This is a genomic window from Levilactobacillus andaensis (assembly GCF_016861695.1).
GTDB classification, from domain to species: domain Bacteria; phylum Bacillota; class Bacilli; order Lactobacillales; family Lactobacillaceae; genus Levilactobacillus; species Levilactobacillus andaensis.
The window spans coordinates 236449-256094 of sequence record NZ_BOLP01000005.1 but is presented as its reverse complement, the minus strand read 5'-3'; the positions used below and the strand labels follow the sequence as shown (position 1 = coordinate 256094).

The 19646-nt window shown below is 51.7% G+C and carries 15 protein-coding genes; 14 read left to right on the top strand and 1 reads right to left on the bottom strand.

Annotation, left to right across the window (positions count from 1 at the left end):
- Positions 1-15: 15 nt before the first annotated feature.
- The 8 genes from priA to JUF10_RS05840 all read left to right on the top strand — a co-directional run bounded on the left by priA (position 16) and on the right by JUF10_RS05840 (position 10447).
- Entirely contained in the window at positions 16-2430 is a 2415-nt protein-coding gene (priA, locus tag JUF10_RS05875; protein WP_203641309.1) for a primosomal protein N', read from the top strand.
- Between the two features lie 616 nt (positions 2431-3046).
- Positions 3047-3991, top strand: coding sequence for a methionyl-tRNA formyltransferase (gene fmt, locus JUF10_RS05870; RefSeq protein ID WP_203641308.1), 945 nt, complete (start codon positions 3047-3049; stop codon positions 3989-3991).
- Entirely contained in the window at positions 3991-5334 is a 1344-nt protein-coding gene (gene rsmB / locus JUF10_RS05865) for a 16S rRNA (cytosine(967)-C(5))-methyltransferase RsmB (RefSeq protein WP_203641307.1), read from the top strand. Before fmt ends, rsmB begins: the two co-directional genes overlap by 1 nt.
- A 12-nt stretch (positions 5335-5346) precedes the next feature.
- Complete coding sequence (locus JUF10_RS05860) at positions 5347-6093, top strand: Stp1/IreP family PP2C-type Ser/Thr phosphatase (RefSeq protein ID WP_203641306.1); 747 nt, start codon at positions 5347-5349, stop codon at positions 6091-6093.
- Positions 6093-8126 carry a Stk1 family PASTA domain-containing Ser/Thr kinase gene (gene pknB, locus JUF10_RS05855; protein WP_203641305.1) on the top strand — a complete coding sequence of 678 codons (2034 nt, stop codon included), beginning with the start codon at positions 6093-6095 and terminating at the stop codon, positions 8124-8126. Before JUF10_RS05860 ends, pknB begins: the two co-directional genes overlap by 1 nt.
- 84 nt (positions 8127-8210) lie before the next feature.
- Entirely contained in the window at positions 8211-9107 is an 897-nt protein-coding gene (gene rsgA, locus JUF10_RS05850; RefSeq protein WP_203641304.1) for a ribosome small subunit-dependent GTPase A, read from the top strand.
- A 12-nt stretch (positions 9108-9119) separates the two neighbouring features.
- Positions 9120-9773: a ribulose-phosphate 3-epimerase gene (gene rpe, locus JUF10_RS05845; RefSeq protein ID WP_203641303.1), complete on the top strand. Its 654-nt coding sequence runs from the start codon at positions 9120-9122 to the stop codon at positions 9771-9773.
- Positions 9773-10447 (top strand): thiamine diphosphokinase, encoded by a 675-nt coding sequence (locus JUF10_RS05840; protein WP_203641302.1) that lies wholly within the window; start codon positions 9773-9775, stop codon positions 10445-10447. Before rpe ends, JUF10_RS05840 begins: the two co-directional genes overlap by 1 nt.
- A gap of 1089 nt (positions 10448-11536) precedes the next feature.
- On the opposite strand, the gene rpmB is transcribed toward JUF10_RS05840, so the two are convergent.
- Positions 11537-11722, bottom strand: a complete 186-nt coding sequence (rpmB, locus tag JUF10_RS05835; RefSeq protein ID WP_048736175.1) for a 50S ribosomal protein L28 — start codon at positions 11720-11722, stop codon at positions 11537-11539.
- Between the two features lie 232 nt (positions 11723-11954).
- Between rpmB and JUF10_RS05830 the strand changes: the two genes are divergently transcribed.
- The 6 genes from JUF10_RS05830 to rnc all read left to right on the top strand — a co-directional run bounded on the left by JUF10_RS05830 (position 11955) and on the right by rnc (position 19641).
- Positions 11955-12317 carry an Asp23/Gls24 family envelope stress response protein gene (locus JUF10_RS05830; RefSeq protein WP_020088996.1) on the top strand — a complete coding sequence of 121 codons (363 nt, stop codon included), beginning with the start codon at positions 11955-11957 and terminating at the stop codon, positions 12315-12317.
- Positions 12318-12349: 32 nt separating this feature from the next.
- Positions 12350-14041, top strand: coding sequence for a DAK2 domain-containing protein (gene fakA / locus JUF10_RS05825; protein ID WP_203641301.1), 1692 nt, complete (start codon positions 12350-12352; stop codon positions 14039-14041).
- A 656-nt stretch (positions 14042-14697) separates the two neighbouring features.
- Complete coding sequence (gene recG / locus JUF10_RS05820) at positions 14698-16731, top strand: ATP-dependent DNA helicase RecG (protein WP_203641300.1); 2034 nt, start codon at positions 14698-14700, stop codon at positions 16729-16731.
- Between the two features lie 16 nt (positions 16732-16747).
- Positions 16748-17782: a phosphate acyltransferase PlsX gene (gene plsX / locus JUF10_RS05815; protein ID WP_203641299.1), complete on the top strand. Its 1035-nt coding sequence runs from the start codon at positions 16748-16750 to the stop codon at positions 17780-17782.
- A gap of 832 nt (positions 17783-18614) precedes the next feature.
- The gene (gene acpP, locus JUF10_RS05810; protein ID WP_203641298.1) at positions 18615-18866 is read left to right on the top strand and encodes an acyl carrier protein; all 252 of its coding nucleotides are present in this window, start codon (positions 18615-18617) and stop codon (positions 18864-18866) included.
- A 79-nt stretch (positions 18867-18945) separates the two neighbouring features.
- Complete coding sequence (rnc, locus tag JUF10_RS05805) at positions 18946-19641, top strand: ribonuclease III (RefSeq protein WP_048736169.1); 696 nt, start codon at positions 18946-18948, stop codon at positions 19639-19641.
- Positions 19642-19646: the final 5 nt, after the last annotated feature.

Sequence of the window (19646 nt, the reverse complement as noted above, 5' to 3'; positions counted from 1 at the left end):
AGTGAGGTGAGTACAATGGCCCAGATTGGTCAAATTTTAGTGGACGTGCCGACGATGCAAACGAACGATCCCTATTCTTACGCCATTCCAAGCGAGCTGGAACATCAGGTTCAGGTGGGGATGCGGGTCATTGTTCCGTTTGGTCGCGGACACCGGGTCGTTTCCGGCGTGGTCGTTGGCTTGACCGACGTCACCAGTTTTGATGGCGAACTGAAACCGATTCAAGCCGTTTTGGACCTTGCCCCCGTGTTAAATGACGAGTTGCGGGCCCTGGCGGATTGGTTGGCAGATACCACGTACGCCTTTCGCATCACCTGTATCCAGACCATGCTGCCTAATCAGCTAAAGACGCAAACAGAACGGCGGGTTCAGCCCACCCAGACGTTGACGCCCAACGAGATGGCGACTTATTTTCCGGATGGCGCGCCCCGTGAATTCACCGACAAACTTGATGATGCCACGGTGGCCGGCCTCCTTAAACTGCAACGGGCCGGCAAGGTCGAGATGATCTACCAGGTGAAGGATCGGTCCGCCGTCAAGACGACGACGGGGATCAAACCAGCGCTGACTGCTGCTAAGCTCCAAGAGATTCAGGGCGAAGTGGCGAAGCGCGCACCCAAGCAAGCTGATTTATTGGCTTACCTGCAAACAATGGCCCCGGACACTTTGATTGCCCAAAGCACAGTGGTCAAGGCGGCCCACGTCAGTCCGGCGGTCATTACGACGGCGGCCGACAAGGGTTGGTTGACCAAGTCGCCATTAGAGGTTTACCGCGATCCTTTCCAGCAACCCGTCAAGCCGACTCTGCCATTGCAGTTGAACGCGGAACAGCAAACGGCGGTTACTGCCATCAGTGCGGCCGTTGACGGTCATCAAACCGAGAATTTCTTAGTCGAGGGCGTCACCGGTAGTGGGAAGACCGAAGTCTATCTTCAAAGCATTGCGGTCGCCCTGCAACAGGGACGAACGGCGCTCATGTTAGTCCCAGAAATTGCGTTGACACCGCAGATGGTCAACCGGGTCAAGGCTCGGTTTGGCCAACGGGTGGCGGTGCTACACAGTGGGTTGTCCAAGGGTGAACAGTACGATGAATGGCGGCGCATCGACCGCGGGGAAGCAACCGTGGTCGTGGGTGCCCGTTCGGCGGTATTTGCGCCCGTCAAGAATCTCGGCATTATCATCATGGATGAGGAACACGAAACGAGTTATAAGCAGGATGAGAATCCGCGCTACCATGCCAGAGACGTCGCACTGTGGCGGGGCCGGTACAATGACTGTCCCGTTGTGTTAGGGAGTGCGACGCCGTCCTTGGAGACGCGAGCACGAGCTGCTAAGGGGCTGTATACCCGGCTGGTCTTGGCCAAGCGGGTCAATGACCATCCGTTACCGGCGGTCCACATTGTCGACATGCGTGAGGAACTCAAGCAACACAGCGAAGGCGACTTTTCCGAACCTCTGTTGAAGGCGATTCAGACGCGACTCGACCGCAAGGAACAGATGGTGCTGATGCTGAACCGGCGGGGATATTCGTCGTTTGTCATGTGTCGGGACTGCGGGTTTGTTTTGAAATGTCCGAACTGTGATATTTCGCTGACCTTGCACATGGACACGCACACCATGAAATGCCACTATTGCGGGCACGAAGAGGCCATTCCCCACGTCTGCCCGAACTGTCATAGTCGCAAGATTCGTTACTATGGGACGGGCACACAGAAGGTCGAAGAGGCCTTGCAAAAGGAATTTCCAACCGCCCGGATTCTTCGAATGGATGTCGATTCCACGCGCAAGAAGGGCGCCCATGAACGCATTCTGAAGCAGTTTGGTCAGCACCAAGCCGATATCCTATTGGGAACACAGATGATTGCGAAGGGCCTGGACTTTCCCAATGTCACGTTGGTTGGCGTGCTTAACGCGGATACTGCGCTGGGCTTGCCGGACTTTCGGGCGAGCGAGCGAACCTTCCAACTATTGACGCAGGTCAGTGGCCGGGCCGGTCGGGCGTCCAAACCGGGTGAAGTGTACATTCAGACCTTCAACCCGGATCACTATGCCATTCAACTCGCCCAGCAACAGGATTACGAGCGCTTTTTCGTGACCGAAATGCATATGCGCCATCAAGGGAGCTACCCACCGTATTACTTTGCGGTCCAGCTCACGGCCAGCCATGAGGACGAAGCTACAGCGGCTAAGGCCATGTATCAGATCGTCGCGGCGCTCAAACAGGGCCTCAGCGACAAGGCCATTATCTTAGGGCCGACGCCCAAGGCGATTGCGCGGGTCAAGCGGAAGTATTATTATCAAGTTGTGATTAAATATAAACAAGAAGCAAAGCTAAAACCGGTCTTGGAACAGATTCGCCAGGCTGCCCAGATTCCAGCGCGACACGGGCTGACGGTCACGATTGACTCGGAACCAATGAACTTTATGTAATCACCGCGCACTGTGGCGGTCAGGGATTCCACCTGCCATGGGGACCGCCTTCAGCCAAAGAACGGGCTTACGGCTCGCCTCAAAGCCACGAAAAACACGTGTCTCTGAGGTCGTCCAACGATGTAAGTCGGGAAAGAACCCCGCCTAAAATCGTCGACACATCTGGCTCTATCCCTGACTGATCGTGTATCTTCTGTAATAAACGTGGGCAGGCACCAACAGTAAATATTAGTGACATTATAATTTATGTTTACAATAAGTTAAGTTGAGATTGAAATGTAGGTTGTATCTGTTACGCTTACATTAGTAGGAATTTTGTCTGTTAGTCAATGTGAATTAGCCGGGTCCATAACTAGTTAGGAGTAGCTACAAAGGTGCTGTCATGACCAATGTAAGCCGAGAGGTCGGCAGATATGGGCTCAGGCGCGTCGTTCTGCTTAGTTGGCGGTGTTCTCCCGCCGGCTTAGCAGAAGGCCAAGCTTGAAGACTCGGTATTTTCGAGGCTTCAAGTTGTGCCCGCACCGTTCCAGCCCATATCTGCCGGCCGGTAAGGCGAATGGACCGTAAGTTTTTTATCAAAAATAAAAGTAGTTGTCAAGAAAGTATGGTGTAAGTAATGACTTCAGTAATCTTTATGGGAACGCCCGAATTTTCAGCGCCCATCCTGAGTAGCCTGATTGAAAAGGGCTACGATGTGTTGGCCGTCGTGACGCAACCCGACCGTCGAGTTGGTCGGAAGCACGTGTTGACGGCATCCCCTGTGAAACAAGTGGCCGTGGAACATGGTATCGAAGTGCTCCAACCACAGAAAATCTCTGGGAGTGACGAAATGGCCCGGGCCATCGAACTCGCCCCCGACTTGATCGTTACGGCGGCGTTTGGTCAATTCTTGCCAACCAAGCTGTTAAAGGCAGCCAAGGTGGCGGCGGTCAACGTTCACGCGTCCTTACTTCCTAAGTACCGTGGTGGAGCGCCCGTACACTACGCCATCATGAACGGGGACAAGGAGACCGGTGTGTCCATCATGTTTATGGAAAAGAAGATGGATGCCGGGGATGTCTTGGCCCAACAGGCACTACCGATCACGGACCAAGACGATGTTGGTAGTATGTTCAAGAAGCTCAGCGTGCTCGGACGCGACCTCTTATTGGAGACGTTGCCGAAGTTGTTGGCCGGTGAGATCACACCAGTTCCGCAAGACGAGGACCAAGTGACCTTCTCCCCAACCATCAAGTCTGACGAAGAACGCATCGACTTGAGCCTGAGCGCCCATCTGATCGACTGCAAGGTGCGGGCATTACGGCCAGCACCCATCGCCCACATTTACTTGAACGGTGTGCGGACGAAGCTGTGGCAGGTGACCGTCTTAGACGAGACGACCGACTTGAAGCCGGGAGCCTTGGTCAGCCATGACAAGCATCATTTGGCGATTGCGACTGGGGAACATGGCGTTCTCAGTCTAGATGAGATTCAACCGGCCGGGAAGCCCAAGCTAAGTATCACGGACTTTTTGAACGGGACGAGCGACGCACTGACAATTGGCGAACAGGTGGCTGAATAATGACGAAAAATACGACTCCCCGGGCTTTAGCGGTCGAAGCATTGACACGCGTGGCTAACGGGGCTTACTCGAACTTACAATTGGAAACAACTTTAGAGAGCCACAACTTGAGCGACGTTGACCGCCGTTTTGTGACCAACCTGGTCTACGGGACGATCCAACATCAATTAACGCTCGACTATTACTTGGAAGGCTTCATCAAGCCTAACCAAAAGGTCCTGCCTTGGGTCAAAATGACCCTGCTAGTGGCCCTGTATCAAGAAATCTACTTGGACCGGGTGCCTAAGCGGGCCATCTTTAATGAAGCCATTCAGTTGGCCAAGGACCGGGGCCACGAAGGCATTCGGCGCTTCGTCACGGGTGTTTTACATGCCATTGACCGTCAGGGGTTACCCGACATCAGTCAGATCAAGGATCCTATCAAACGGTTGAGCCTGGAATATTCCGTTCCCGAATGGCTGGTAACCGCCATCCAAGACCAAGTGGGTGCCGACAAGGCCCTCAGCATCTTGGAGACCATCAACCAGCCAGCCGCCCAATCCGTACGGGTCAACGTGGCGATGGCAACGGCCGAAGAAGTTCGGCAATCGTTGGAAGACCAAGGGTACACGGTGACGCCTAGTGTGGTTGCCGGCAATGCCTTTCGTTTGGACGATAAGGCTGCGAACCAAAGCAATGTGTTTGAAACTGGTGAGCTGACCATCCAAGATGAAAGCGCCATGTTACCAGTTGAGGCCTTGCAGGTGCGCCCTGGGGACCAAGTCTTAGACGCCTGTGCCGCACCTGGTGGGAAGACCACGCAGATTGCTGCGCTCCTTGACGCCCATTCCGGTGGGAAGGTCACGGCCCTCGACTTACACCCGAAGAAGGTCACGTTGATCGAAAAGAATGCTGAACGCATGCACGTGGCCGACCGGGTCGATGCCGTGGCGTTGGACGCCCGAAAGATCAATGACCAGTTCCCAAAGAAGGAATTCGACCGGATCTTAGTCGATGCGCCTTGTTCTGGACTGGGTCTGATTCGTCGGAAGCCTGAGATTCGTTACGAAAAGACGCCGGAAGACATTCAACAGTTACAGCGCGTTCAGTTAGGCATTTTGGACGCCGTTAGCGAAAAATTAAAGGCCAACGGAATCTTGGTCTACAGTACCTGCACGATTCTCGACACCGAAAACGGTGAGGTCGTTGCCAAGTTCTTAGCGAGCCATCCTGATTTCGAATCCATGCGGGTCGAAACCAGTCAAAATGTGAAGGGTGACCGGGACACGGACACGTTGAACATCTATCCGGATGATTTCGATTCAGACGGATTCTTCGTGAGTGCCTTCCGCCGTAAAAAATAGAGGTGATAGGCTATGAAAGTCGCATACCGAACATCGATTGGCAAGCAACGCAATGATAATGAGGACTACGTGGACGTGTTTACCAACCAAGCGGGCCAGCATTTAGCCATCATTGCGGACGGTATCGGCGGGCATCAGGGCGGCGACGTGGCCAGTGCCATGGCGGTATCCCATCTCGGCCATGAGTTTGAAGAGACCGACCTGAAGACGCCTAGTGCTGCACGCAAATGGATTACGACCCAGATCACCGCGGAAAACCAATCGATCATTGATAAATCCAATCAGTTTGCGGACTTGAACGGGATGGGGACGACCTTAGTGGCGGCCCTGTACTTCACCGAAGAGGTCGTGATTGCCAACATTGGGGATTCGCGGGCGTACCTGTACCGTGATCAACAGTTGCGACAGTTGACCGAGGATCATTCGCTGGTCAACGAATTGGTCAAACGTGGTGAGATTAGTCGCCAGGCGGCCCGGCACCATCCCCAAAAGAACGTGATCATTCGCTCGTTAGGTATTTCCAATGACGCGCGATTCGATCTCAATACCTATCCCTTAGTAACGAATGACCAATTGTTGCTCTGCACGGATGGGTTGACCAACATGGTCGATGACCAGCAGATTCAAGAGGTGCTGGCGAGCGACCAAACGGCGCAGGCCAAGTGTGACCTGTTGATCAATTTGGCCAATGCTGCCGGTGGGTTAGATAATATTACGGTCTTGATCATCACCAACTTCTCGCGGGAGGTGGCGGACTAATGCGATCGGGTTATACTTTAAATGGCCGTTATCGCATCATCCGCGCGCTGGGCGAGGGGGGTATGGCCAACGTTTATTTAGCTCATGATTTAATCTTGGACCGTGACGTTTCCGTAAAATTGTTGCGGCTCGACCTACGAGATGATCCCAGTACGATTCGCCGTTTTCAGCGTGAGGCGTTGGCGGCGACCGAATTGGTTCACCAAAACATCGTGCAAGTCTACGATGTCGGTGAAGAAAATGGGATGCAGTACCTTGTCATGGAATACGTCGAGGGGACCGACCTGAAGGCGTACATCAAGGATCACTTTCCGATTGCGTATCAGGAAGTCATCCAAATTATGGAACAGATCTTGGGCGCCGTTCAGACGGCCCATGAACACAACATTATTCACCGGGACTTAAAGCCCCAAAATATTTTGATCGACCAAAATCGGGTGGCGAAGATCACCGACTTTGGGATTGCGGTCGCTCTATCCGAACACAGCCTGACGCAGACCAACACGGTTTTGGGGTCCGTGCATTATCTGTCGCCAGAACAAGCCCGTGGGGGAATGGCGACCAAGCAGTCGGACATCTACTCACTCGGAATTATTTTGTACGAAATGTTGACCGGTACCGTGCCCTTTGAAGGTGAAACGGCGGTCTCCATTGCGTTGAAACACTTCCAGTCGGAGATTCCATCGGTCAGAGAGATTGACCCGCGGATTCCGCAGGCACTGGAAAACGTGGTCTTAAAGGCGACTTCCAAGCGCCCTGAGGATCGGTATACCGATGCCGCGAGTATGGCGGAGGATCTGAAGACGTCCTTGTCACCAAAACGCGCGGGTGAATTGAAATTCACTCCCACGAGTGGCGATGATGGCGAGACAAAGGTCCTACCCCTGAGTGGTGCATTGTCTTCGGCGCTACCGCTCAGTGAGACGACACCGGTTAAAGCCGAGACTGAACCGCAAGAAAAGGCGGACAAGGCGTCGGCGACTGCTAAGAAGGGCCGCAAGAAGACGCGGCATCCGCGCCGCCGAAAGTTTTTGATGGCGGGGCTAGTCATCGTCTTGTTGATTGCCGGCATCATCATTGGGATGGCGCTTTTCCGGCCGCACATGACCAGTGTGCCTGACGTCATTGGCAAGAAGGAGACGGCGGCTAAGACCGAGCTAGTTGCGGCTCATTTAACGGCGGGAACTGTCCATAAAACGGCGAGTTCTAAAGTCAAGGTGGGGCGTGTCGTGCGGACCGAACCCCGCTCGGGCACCCAACTCAAGCAGGAGAGCGAAGTCGACTTGTGGATCAGTACTGGGCCAAAACGCTACAAGTTAGCGGATTACCAGGGTGATTCCTATGCCAGCACGGCAGCCAAGCTTCAGGCGATCGGGTTTACCGTGCACCGCGAGTCGGTCCATTCGACCAGTGTTCCTGCTGGCAAGATCATGCAGCAGAGCATTGAGGCGGGGCAAAGCGTCGTGCCAACGGACACGGATGTGACCTTTACCGTGTCGACCGGATCGGAGACCGTGACCTTAGCGGACTTGACGAACAAGACCAAGGCCCAAGCTCAGAGCTATGCGTCGAATCACAACTTGAACCTGGCCTTCCAGTACGCTTATTCGAGCGATGTGGAAAAGGGGCGCGTGATCCGGCAGTCACCGGGTGAAGGCGCCGTCGTTCATGAGGGCGATGAGGTGACGTTAACGTTGTCTCGTGGCGCGGAGAGTGAAAGCAGCTCGAGCGTCGATCAGTTCAGTGTGAGCGTCAAGATTCCATTTGAGGACAGCAGTGCGGATAATTCGTCGACCGATGCGGCCGATGACGATAGCGACAGTAGTAGCAGTAGTAGCTCGGTGTCCAATCTGGTTCAAATCTATCTGCGCGATCAGGATCACTCTTTAAGTACGATTTACAAACAAATGACGATTACGGCGGATACGACCGTGACGTTGCCGTTCACGGTCGCGTCCGGAAAATCCGGGGCCTATAAAGTCGTTCGTGACGGTCATGTGATCGCCTCAGATAATCACGTGACGAAAAATTAATGAAAAAGCCTGCATTTAGAGCTCAGTTCTTTTATAATATAAGAGGACTGAGCTTTTTTGCTAAAATGATAAAGGAGGTGCTGCATGTCAGAGGGACAGATTCGTCAGTCGTTAAGCGGCTTCTATGACGTTTTTAGCGACGGTGAAATGTACCGAACCCGTGCCCGGGGAAATTTCCGTAAGCGGCGAATTACGCCACTTGTCGGGGACCGGGTAACCTTTGAGAGTTCGTCACCCAAAGAGGGCTATATCTTAGAGATTCAACCACGAGACAACGCATTGACCCGGCCACCGGTCGCCAACATTGATCAGGGAATCGTGGTCACGGCGGTGGCGGCGCCAGAATTCTCGACCAATCTGCTGGATCGCCAGTTGATTGCGCTTGAGATCAGTCACATTGCGCCGGTCATTTACTTTACCAAGACCGATTTAATTTCTGACGAGCGGTATCAAGAGTTCGAGACGTTAGCAGCGGGATACCGTCAGGTCGGCTATCCGGTCGTGCTGACGCGGGAACCCTTTGCCAAGCCAGGGCTAGATCAGTTGCGTGAGACGTTGGCCGATAAGGAAACGGTGATTATGGGGCAGACCGGGGCCGGGAAATCGACCCTGTTAAACCATATCGCGCCCGACCTTGAGTTAGCGACCGGTGAAATCTCGACTGCGCTGAACCGTGGGCGGCACACGACCCGTAAGGTGAGCCTGATGCCGATTGCGGGTGGCCTGGTGGCAGATACGCCAGGATTCTCGTCGTACGACACGTTGACCATCGACTATCGGGAGCTCGCGCAGTACTTTCCCGAGTTTGCTCGGTTGGCGCCTGAGTGCCGTTTCCGGGGCTGTGTGCATATCAACGAGCCGGGATGCGCCGTTAAAACCAGTTTAGCCGACGGGGAGATCATGCAGAGTCGTTATGACAACTACCTGCAGTTAGTCACGTTGTTAAAGAACCAAAAACCAATTTATAATAAAAAGAAATGAGGAATAGATTTTATGATTAAAGTAGCGCCTTCAATTTTAAGTGCGGATTACATCAATTTACAACCAGACGTTGAAAAGGTCGACCAGGCCGGTGCCGAAGTCTTACACATCGACATCATGGACGGCGCGTTCGTCCCTGCATTGTCATTTGGCCCTGGTGTCGTTAAGGCCTTACGTCCAGTGACGAAGATGGTCTTAGACGTTCACATGATGGTCCAAAACCCAGAACGTTACGTTGAAGACTTTGCCAAGGCCGGCGCTGACATCATTGGTGTCCACGTCGAAGCAACGCCACACATTCACCGGGCCTTACAAATGATTCAAAACGCCGGTGCCACGCCAGAAGTTGTGATCAACCCAGGGACACCAGTCTCAGCTATCCTGCCCGTCTTGGACATGGTTGGCCAAGTCTTAGTGATGACCGTTAACCCTGGTTTCGGTGGTCAAAAGTTCCTGCACAGTACGGTTGCTAAGATTGCTGAACTGGACGCCATCAAGAAGGAAAAGGGCTACACCTTTGACATCGAAGTCGATGGTGGGGTCAACAATGAAACTGTTGTCGAATGTGCTAACGCCGGTGCTACCGTCGCCGTTGCTGGATCATACGTCTTTAACTCAGACGACCCAGTAGCCCGCATCAACGCGTTAAAGGAAGCTACGAAATAATGCCACGGGGCGGAACGTTTAATCTATTAGTGGGCGGTCCAAAGGCCAATTGGCCGGAAGAACTCGTCGGCAAGGAAATCGTTGGCCCCTGGATTGGCGTTGATCGGGGGACGTTACGACTGATCGATCACAATATTCAACCGGTGGCTGCAGTGGGGGATTTTGATTCCTTGCAGGCAACGGAATTGCAGCGGGTAAGACGTAACGTGAAAGATATTCGCTCGAAGTCCGATCAAGATTTTACCGACACACAGGTGGCTGTTAAGGTTGCACTGACCGACTACGGCGCTGAACACGTGGACATTTACGGGGCAACGGGTGGTCGGCTAGATCACTTTCTCGCCAACTTATTCTTGGTGTTGGATCCCCAATACAAACGTTACGCGGGTCGGATTCGACTGATCGACAAGCAAAACACGATTACATTTTATCTGCCCGGGCATTACACGGTTCAAAAGGAACCAGATAAGAACTATCTGGCCTTTGTGCCGCTGACGCCCATCGATCATTTGACCCTGACCAACGAAAAATATACGTTACATGACGAACCAATTCCGTACCCCATCTCCTTTGCTAGCAATGAATTTGTCGGCGAATCTGGTGAATTTCGCTTCGATACGGGTCTGCTCTGTGTTATTCAGAGTAGAGACACGTATGAGGCTAGGCACGAATAAGGTGAGAGTGGGACAAAAGGCGGTTAGTCAATGAGCATTAACGTCGATAGACGACTAATCCCGGTTTTGGATTGTTTGTCTATCGGGATTAAGCGGAGTTGACTGCCTTTTGTCGCACGTTTTGGCAATATAAGCTTAGAGATGTAAAAGGAACTGTGGCTGCACTGGCCGCGGTTCCTTTTTAATATAATTATATTGGTAAAAGATGGCCGCACTGCGGCTGCCAGGGATTCCGCCTGCTGTGGGGACGCTTCAGCCTGGAAGATCACCAGTCTTCTCGCTCGGTTTGAAGCCATGAAGACCACATGTCTCCAAAGTCGCCCATGCTGTAAACTGGCTGATGGACCGCCAGTTAACACCATTTGCACGGCCGGCTGCATCCCTGGCCGCCTCCGGCTCTGATTGCACTTTGTTTATGTAAATAGTTAGAGATTTAGTGTAGTCTCGATTTTTAGTCAGTGCTATATTTCCATTTAGAGGTAAGCATAGGCAATCGAAATTTTTTATGACTGACCTTACTATTTATGCAGGGTCAGCTGTGTTTTTCAAAATTAATACGTTTGTTTTTCCGAGATGAGAAAAATTATAGTATTAGAACTGAATTTTTGGTCGTTAGAATGAAAGTCAGTTGCTGCTTAAGTTTTGGCGGCTACTTTGGATGTCATTTTTGGTCAGCTAATCAATGTGGTTTGACTTGATTTGTATTGTTTTTGTATGGCTACTGACCGCTGGTGGTATTAAAGCTCACATTAGATTGTCAATTTGAAGAAACTTTTCTACTGAATGTTGATCTATGTAAAAAACAGGATTGCTAAGTTTTTTGGTAAAAAATAACGTAGGGTAAGAGCTATTGTACGTTCTGAAAATAATAAGCAGTAAAAAAACGGGCAATTTTGTAACTCTTTTTAATCGCTCTTTTTATCTGATAAGAAAATAGACGATGTCGATATCTGTCCGGGGAAAGGACCGGTCAAAGCCGCAGGGTACCAAACTTTGCTTTTAGTTTTGATGAGTTAACGAAAAAAGGGTAAAAAAAAAGGCACAAACCAATAAACTGGCTGTGCTTTCCTTTTATAACCGTGTCGTTAACTAGACGCGGGTTACTTTACCTGATTTCAAAGTCCGAGCTGAAATCCAGACTTTTTTCGGCTTACCGTCCACCAAGATGCGAACTTTTTGTAAGTTCGGCTTCCAAGCGCGACGACTTGAGTTCAAGGCGTGGGAACGCTTGTTACCGAAGCGAGTCCGCTTACCGTTGAGAAAATCCTTTGCCATGGCGTAAACCCTCCTTTATGGATTCATTACTTTTAAAAAGCAGTGCTTTTTACTCACCTGACTAATTTACCATACTCTTTTGCGGAACGCAATGTTTTCTTTCAAGGAAATTTACTTGACAGTCATTTACTGTCATGACGTGCATTTGGGAGTTCCTATTTCTATTTTGGCGTAGGTTGTGGTAAGATTAATTTCTGTTAAGATTCTATTTCCAGATAAGGAGGCTATTTCCATGGCCGTAAAGATTAAGACTCAGTACGGAACAATTGATATTACCAATGAAGTGATTGCGACCGTTGTTGGGGGCGCCGCGACTGATAATTATGGTGTCGTGGGCATGGCAAGCAAGAATCAGATTCGGGACAACGTTAATGATATTTTGCGTCGCGAGAACTATGCGCGCGGCGTGGTTGTCCGCCAAGAGGAAAATGGGGTTGCTATCGACGTCTACGTGATCGTTAGTTACGGAACCAAAATTTCCGAAGTTTCACGTAACGTTCAATCTAAAGTCAAATATAACCTAGAAACAATGTTGGGAGTTACTGCTAACTCTGTTAACGTCATTGTTCAAGGGGTGCGGGTGTTGGCTGATTAGCCAGACGTACTGAAATCAAGGAGGATACTTAGTTGAAAGTAACAGAAATTACTAATCTTGAGTTTGGTAAGATGGTCCAAGCCGCCTCGCAAAAGCTAAACCAAAATGCTGATTTTATTAACTCACTGAACGTGTTCCCAGTTCCAGACGGGGATACCGGGACCAACATGAGCCTGTCACTCCAAAGTGGGGCCAAGTACGAACGAGATGCCGATAGTACCGCTGTTGGGACTTTGGCAACCGCTTTGGCTAAGGGCTTATTGATGGGTGCTCGGGGAAATTCCGGAGTTATTTTATCTCAAATTTTCCGGGGCTTCTCCAAAAAGTTAGCGGATAAAGACACGTTAACTGCCCAAGATTTGGCCGATGGCTTCGCTGCTGGTGCTGAGACCGCCTACAAGGCCGTTATGAAACCCACTGAAGGAACTATCCTCACCGTTGTTCGCGAGGGTGCTCAGGCCGGCTTAAATGCGGCTAAGAAGTCCGATGATGTTTTAGTCGTCATGGATGCCGTTTACGAAGCAGCCAAGGCCGCTTTGGCAACGACGCCGGATCTCTTACCCGTCTTGAAGCAGGTCGGCGTTGTTGACTCCGGTGGTCAAGGGTTGACCTTTGTGCTGGAATCCTTCAACGACTCCCTGAACGGCCGCGTTGCCGAAGAAGGCGACTACAAGCCAGACGATGCTGAAATGGACGAAATGATCGATGCTGCCCACCACCAAAGTGTGCAAGGGAAGCTTGATCCAGACAGTATCAAGTATGGTTACTGTACTGAAATCATGGTCCGTATTGGCCGTGGGAAGCAGATTCAACATGATTTTGACTACGATACTTTCTATAAGTACTTAGCCGGCCTCGGAGATTCTTTGCTCGTGGTCAATGATGAAGAAATCGTCAAGGTCCACGTCCACACGGAACATCCTGGGAAAGTGATTGCCTGGGGTCAAGAATTTGGTGACCTAGCGAAGGTTAAGGTCGACAACATGCGGATGCAACAAGAAACCATCATGGAACATGATGAAGAGGCTGTTGCAGATGCGAGTGCCGTTGCGACCGCTGAAGAACCAGCCGATACGGCGATCATTGCGATTGCTGCTGGTGATGGATTAGCTACGCTCTTTAAGAGCCTCGGTGTGACGCACGTGGTCAATGGTGGTCAAACCATGAACCCAAGTACGCAAGACATCGTGGATGCTATCAACCAGAGCCAAGCCAAGCGCGCTATCGTCTTGCCAAACAACAAGAATATCTTCTTAGCCGCTGAACAAGCCGCTAAGGTTGCTGACGTGCCAGCTGTGATCGTGCATTCCACGACGGTTTCCCAAGGGATGACGGCCATGCTGGGGTATAACCCAGATGCCGAACTCGCTGACAATCAAGCTGCCATGGAAGACAACTTGGCTGCTGTTAAGAGTGGTCAGGTCACGCATGCCATTCGTGATACGCAACTAGACGGCTTTGACATTAAGGAAGGCAACTTCATGGGAATCGTCGATGGGACGATCAAAGTGACCGATGCCGACCTGTTGAAGACGGCCGTTGACATGGTGAAGACCATGCTCGACGATGAAAGTGAAATTGTCACGATTATTTATGGTGCCGACACGACGGCTGAAGTTGCTGATCAATTGCAACAAGCCATCTTAGCACTAGATGATGAATTAGAAACGGAAGTTCACGAAGGGGACCAACCGGTTTACCCATTCCTGATTTCGGTTGAATAGTCGATCTGCCTAAAGCGTAAGCTAATGGTAACGACAACATGGAGGGGTGTGGGACATTTTGTCTCATGCCCCTTCACTTGTTAAATCCGTGTAAATTGGTGGTGAGCTGGCCTGCACTGCGGCAGCTAGGGATTCCGCCTGCTGTGGGGACGCTTCAGTCTGGAAAGTCGCCAGTCTTCTCGCTCGCTTTGAAGCCACACTAAGACCGTGTGTCTTCAAAGTCGCCCATGGTGTAAACTGGCTGATGAACCGCCAGTTTACACCATTATCACGGCTGGCTACATCCCTAGCTGCCTCCGGCTCAGATTGTATGACTACCATACTACCCCATGATATAAGGCTGTGGTCATAAAGTTGTTGTGTACCTTGAACTAGGATCATACTGGTCCTACAAGCATTGGACTCACGTTGCTGCAGAACGCTAACGTAAGCCGAGAGGTCGCCAGATATGGGCTCAGGCGCGTCGTTCTGCTTAGGTGACGGTGTTTTTCCGTCGGCTTAGCAGAAGACCAACCTTGTAGACTCGGCATTTTCGAGGCTTCAAGTTGTGTCCGCACCGTTCCAGCCCATATCTGGCGGCCGGTAAGGCGATGAATCCACAGTGCAGGTTTAGAACTAAACTAATTTAAAAAATTTTTGAGAAGGAGGTGATCGTGATGGCTAGTTTGAGTGATTCGGTGGGGATGCTGGCCGGGGTCGGTCCCAAGCGGGTGCAGGCCTTAAGTGAGTTGGATATTCACAACGTAAATGACCTGTTGACATACTTTCCCTTCCGCTATGAGGACTTGCAGGCCAAGGACCCGGAAGAGCTCACGGACCAGGCGAAGGTCACACTGAAGGGGACCGTCGCGGCGGCTCCCGTTTTGACGCGTTTTGGGCGCAAGAAGAACCGGCTGAACTTTCGGCTGTTACTCGATGAACATACTATTATCCCGGTGACCTTCTTTAACCAACCCTGGTTGCGCGATCAACTGGAGGTGGGTGCCGAGATCGTCGTTTATGGGCGTTACGACGCCAAACGCCAAAGTTTAGCGGGGATGAAGATTCTGGCGAGCGCGGATAATGCGATGGGATCGATCTATCCAGCCAATAAGGAAATTCGGCAAGCAACCATTAAAAAGCTGGTGCAGGCGGCCTATGACCTCTACGCACCGGTCATTGTGGACCTGATTCCGGAACCCTTGCGTGAGCAGTATCGGTTATTGCACCGCCACCAGATGATCCACGATATGCATTTTCCAGCTAACGATGCGGCGGCCCAAGCAGCGCGCCGAACGGCTAAATTTGAGGAATTTTACGTCTTTGAACTGCGCCTACAAATTGTGAAGCAACAGGACCACACGCTACACGGTCAGGCGTTTGCCTATGATTTGCCTCAGCTGAAGGCCTTTATCGACTCCCTACCATACGAGTTGACGGCTGCCCAGAAACGGGTGGTCAATGAGATTTGTTATGATTTGAAACGGCCGATTCACATGAACCGCCTCCTGCAAGGGGATGTGGGGAGTGGGAAGACGGTAGTCGCGGCCATCGCGATGTACGCGGCCATTACGGCGGGGGCTCAGGCCGCATTGATGGCGCCCACGGAAATTTTGGCCGAGCAGCACGCCAATAATTTAGCGAAACTGTTCGATGGGTTTCCGGTCAACGTGGCGTTACTGACGGGAGCGACCAAACCGGCGGCACGAAAGACACTCTTACCGCAGATTGCCAACGGTGAAGTAAACCTGTTGATTGGAACGCACGCGCTGATCCAACCGGAAGTGGCCTATCACCATCTCGGCCTTGCCGTGATCGATGAACAACACCGCTTCGGGGTCAACCAGCGTCAAGCCCTGCGTGAAAAGGGGCAGCAGCCCGATGTCTTAGCGATGACGGCGACCCCGATTCCTCGGACGCTAGCGATTACCGCGTACGGTGAAATGGATGTGTCGGTCATCAACGAACTACCGGCTGGTCGGCAACCGATTCGGACAACCTGGATTCGTAGCAACCAAGTCGACGCCACGCTGCGGCAGGTCAAGGCCGAGCTCAGCAGCGGGTCGCAGGCCTACGTGGTCACCCCGCTGATCGAAGAGTCCGAAGCCGTCGACATGAAGAACGCCGAGGCCATTTATGCGCGGTTCAAGGAAGAATTTGAACCCACGTATAAGGTTGGTTTGTTGCATGGACGAATGAAAAATGACGAAAAAAACGCCATCATGGCCGCCTTTAAGGCCAACGAATTTCAAGTTCTGGTGGCCACAACGGTGATCGAAGTTGGGGTCGATGTACCCAATGCAACACTGATGATGATCTATGACGCCGACCACTTTGGGCTGGCTCAGCTTCACCAATTGCGGGGTCGAGTCGGTCGGGGGAAGAAGGCCTCCGCTTGTATTTTAGTGGCAGACCCGAAGAACCAGCTGGCGGTTGAACGGATGACGACGATGACCAGTACCAATGATGGTTTCGTTTTATCCCAAAAGGATTTGGAATTACGGGGCCCAGGTGATATTCTGGGAAGAAAGCAGTCCGGTGTGCCCGATTTCAAAGTCGGCGATCCGGTGGCCGACCTAAACGTCCTGAGTGCCGCTCAACAAGCGGCCAAGGAGACGGTTGCCGCACCGAACTGGGCAGATAAAGATGATAACTTGGCGCTGGCCGCCTTCTTGACGACGACCGCCCATCAAACAACTACGATGGATTAAGTGAGGAGATAGACTGATGAAAATTGCCGTTGACGCAATGGGTGGCGATTACGCCCCCACCGAAGTCGTAAAAGGTGTCGAATTAGCACGGGATGCCTACCCCGACTTAGAATTTTTACTGTACGGACAAGAAGAAAAGGTGACACCATTACTCGCTGACACCACCCGAATCACGGTGATGCCCGCACCAGAGGTCATCACGATGGAGGACGAACCCGTTCGCGCCATTCGCCGTAAGAAGGAGTCCAGCATTGTGCTGGCCGCCACGGCGGTGCGCGAAGGCGAGGCAGACGCCTTTCTGTCGGCCGGTAACTCCGGGGCTGTTTTGGCAGCCGGCCTATTGATTGTTGGCCGCATCAAGGGTATTGACCGCCCAGGATTGACGACGACGCTCCCCGTATTACAAAAGCCAGACCAATCGAGCTTTGTGATGCTGGATGTGGGCGCTAACGCCGACACCAAGCCATTTAACGTGGTGCAGTATGCCATCATGGGCCAGTATTACGCTCAATCCATCATGAACGTGAAGAATCCGCGGGTGGGTCTGCTTAACAACGGGACCGAAGCCGATAAGGGTGATCAAAATCACCGGGCGATTCACGATGCCCTAGCCGGAATGGACAGCATTAACTTCGTCGGCAACGTGGAATCACGGGACCTGTTAAGTGGAGTTGCTGATGTCGTTGTGACCGATGGCTTTACCGGGAACGCCACGCTCAAGGCGATTGAAGGTACGGCCTTGTCCATGCTTAAATTGATCAAGGGTGAAATCATGAGCGGTGGCCTCGGCGGTAAGCTGGGGGCGGCCATGTTAAAGCCCGTCTTCAAGAACGTTCAAAGTGCCATGGATTACTCCCAGTATGGTGGGGCGGTCTTGCTCGGTTTGAAGGCTCCAGTCGTTAAGACGCACGGTTCCTCTAAGGCTGGCACCATTAAAAACACGATTGCTCAGATCCACGAGCTCCTGGAAACGCACAGTGCCGAACAACTGATCAGCTACTTCGACCAACACACCGACGAAATGGCTGCTTTGAAGGAGTCTTTGAAGTAGGGTCAAGCGATAGATAGTGTTGAAATGGCCGCACTGCGGCTGCCAGAGATTCCGCCTGCTGTGGGGACACTTCAGACTGGAAGAACACCAGTCTTCTCGCTCGATTTGAAGCCACACTAAGACCGTGTGTCTTCAAAGTCGCCCATGCTGTAAACTGGCTGATGAACCGCCAGTTAACACCATTTGCACGGCCGGCTACATCTCTGGCCGCCTCCGGCTCTGATTGTTTTTTGCCATCATGGTCGTTTAAATCGTAGAACCGGCTGCTTTCGTGACCATTCCTTGGATGAAGTTTCGTAGGATTGTTACCTGTAGCGAGTGGTTAATGGATTGTGGTCAGGTTTCTTCGATATTGAATGTGTTTGTTAGTTATCTGGGTAGGGTTGCCTGACGGGTTATGGTGGGGATTTAGCCTAAATAGTACGTTAACTTCAGTGCGCTTGGCTCAGTCAGCGTCAAGCCATACGAATAAATTTATCCAGCTTGATAGCGACTAGCAGACAAACTAACTTCACGTTTTAGCAAATTATCCTGGTCAACATCAGTCAATAGCCGGAGGAGGCCAGGGGTGGAGCCAGCCGTGTCGACGATGTTAGCCGGGGTTCTTTCCCGGGTTATATCGTGGGACGACCTCATAGACACGTGTTCTTCGTGGCTTTGAGGCGAGCCGGAAGCCCGCACCTAGGCTGGAGGCGTTCCCCATGGCAGGCGGAATCCCTGGCAGCCGCAGGCGGACAACTTGCGTAACACCGCGTGGACCGATAAATTGGCTAGACAAGGCCGCGGAAAACGGTTAGACTACTTATTGAATACTGTGAGCGAGGGATTATAAATGACAAAAGCAGAAATTTTCGACAAGATTGCCGATATTATCGCCGACCGGTTTGAAACGGATCGAGACGCGATCAACGAACAATTGAATTTTAAACAGGACTTGGACGCGGATTCCATTGATTTTGTGGAATTCGTCTTGGAACTGGAAGATACCTTTGGCGCAGAAATTTCGGATGAAGATGCCGAAAATTTGAATACCATTGGTGAAGTTGTGGACTACATTGACGCCCACCAAAATCAAGCAAAATAAAGTACCAAGCGAGTCCGGGCCGCAACTTTTCGTCCCGGGCTTTTTCAATCTGACTATGAAGAAATGAGGGAATTTACGCGTGATTGCTGGATTAAATGAAGAGTTAGCAGAAAATTTTGATATTCACTTTAAAGACCAGTCGTTACTCGACGAAGCGTTTACGCAAGCCTCGTACGTCAACGAACACCCGAATCAGGGGCTGAAGTTTTACGAACGAATCGAATTCTTAGGGGATGCCGTGATGCAGTTGGTCGTTTCCAACTATATCTTCCGGCGCTACCCCAAGATGCCGCAGGGACGCTTAACGCGGCTCCGGGCAGCCATGGTCAACGAACAGAGTTTTGCGAGCTTTGCGCGCGAATGCCATTTCGACCAGTACATTCGGTTAGGTCGGGGTGAAGAAAAAGCCCAGGCGCGGCAACGTGACTCCCTGTTATGTGATATCTTCGAATCCTTTATTGGGGCGTTGTACATGGATCAGGGCCTGGACAAAGTGGTGCCATTTGTGACGACCGTCGTCTTTCCTAAGCTTGACGAGGGCCGCTTCGATGAGTTCTTTGACCACAAGACCGAGTTGCAAGAATTGGTCCAAAAGAACGGGTCGGTCACCATCGACTACCGCCTATTGGATGAAGAAGGACCAGATAACGACCGGGCCTTCAAGGTCGCCGTTTACGTGAACGACAAGCTACTGGGGGAAGGCAACGGCCATTCCAAGAAGCACGCGGAACAAAACGCGGCGCGGCATGCGCTGGAGAATCTGAAAGAAGAGTAAGGATG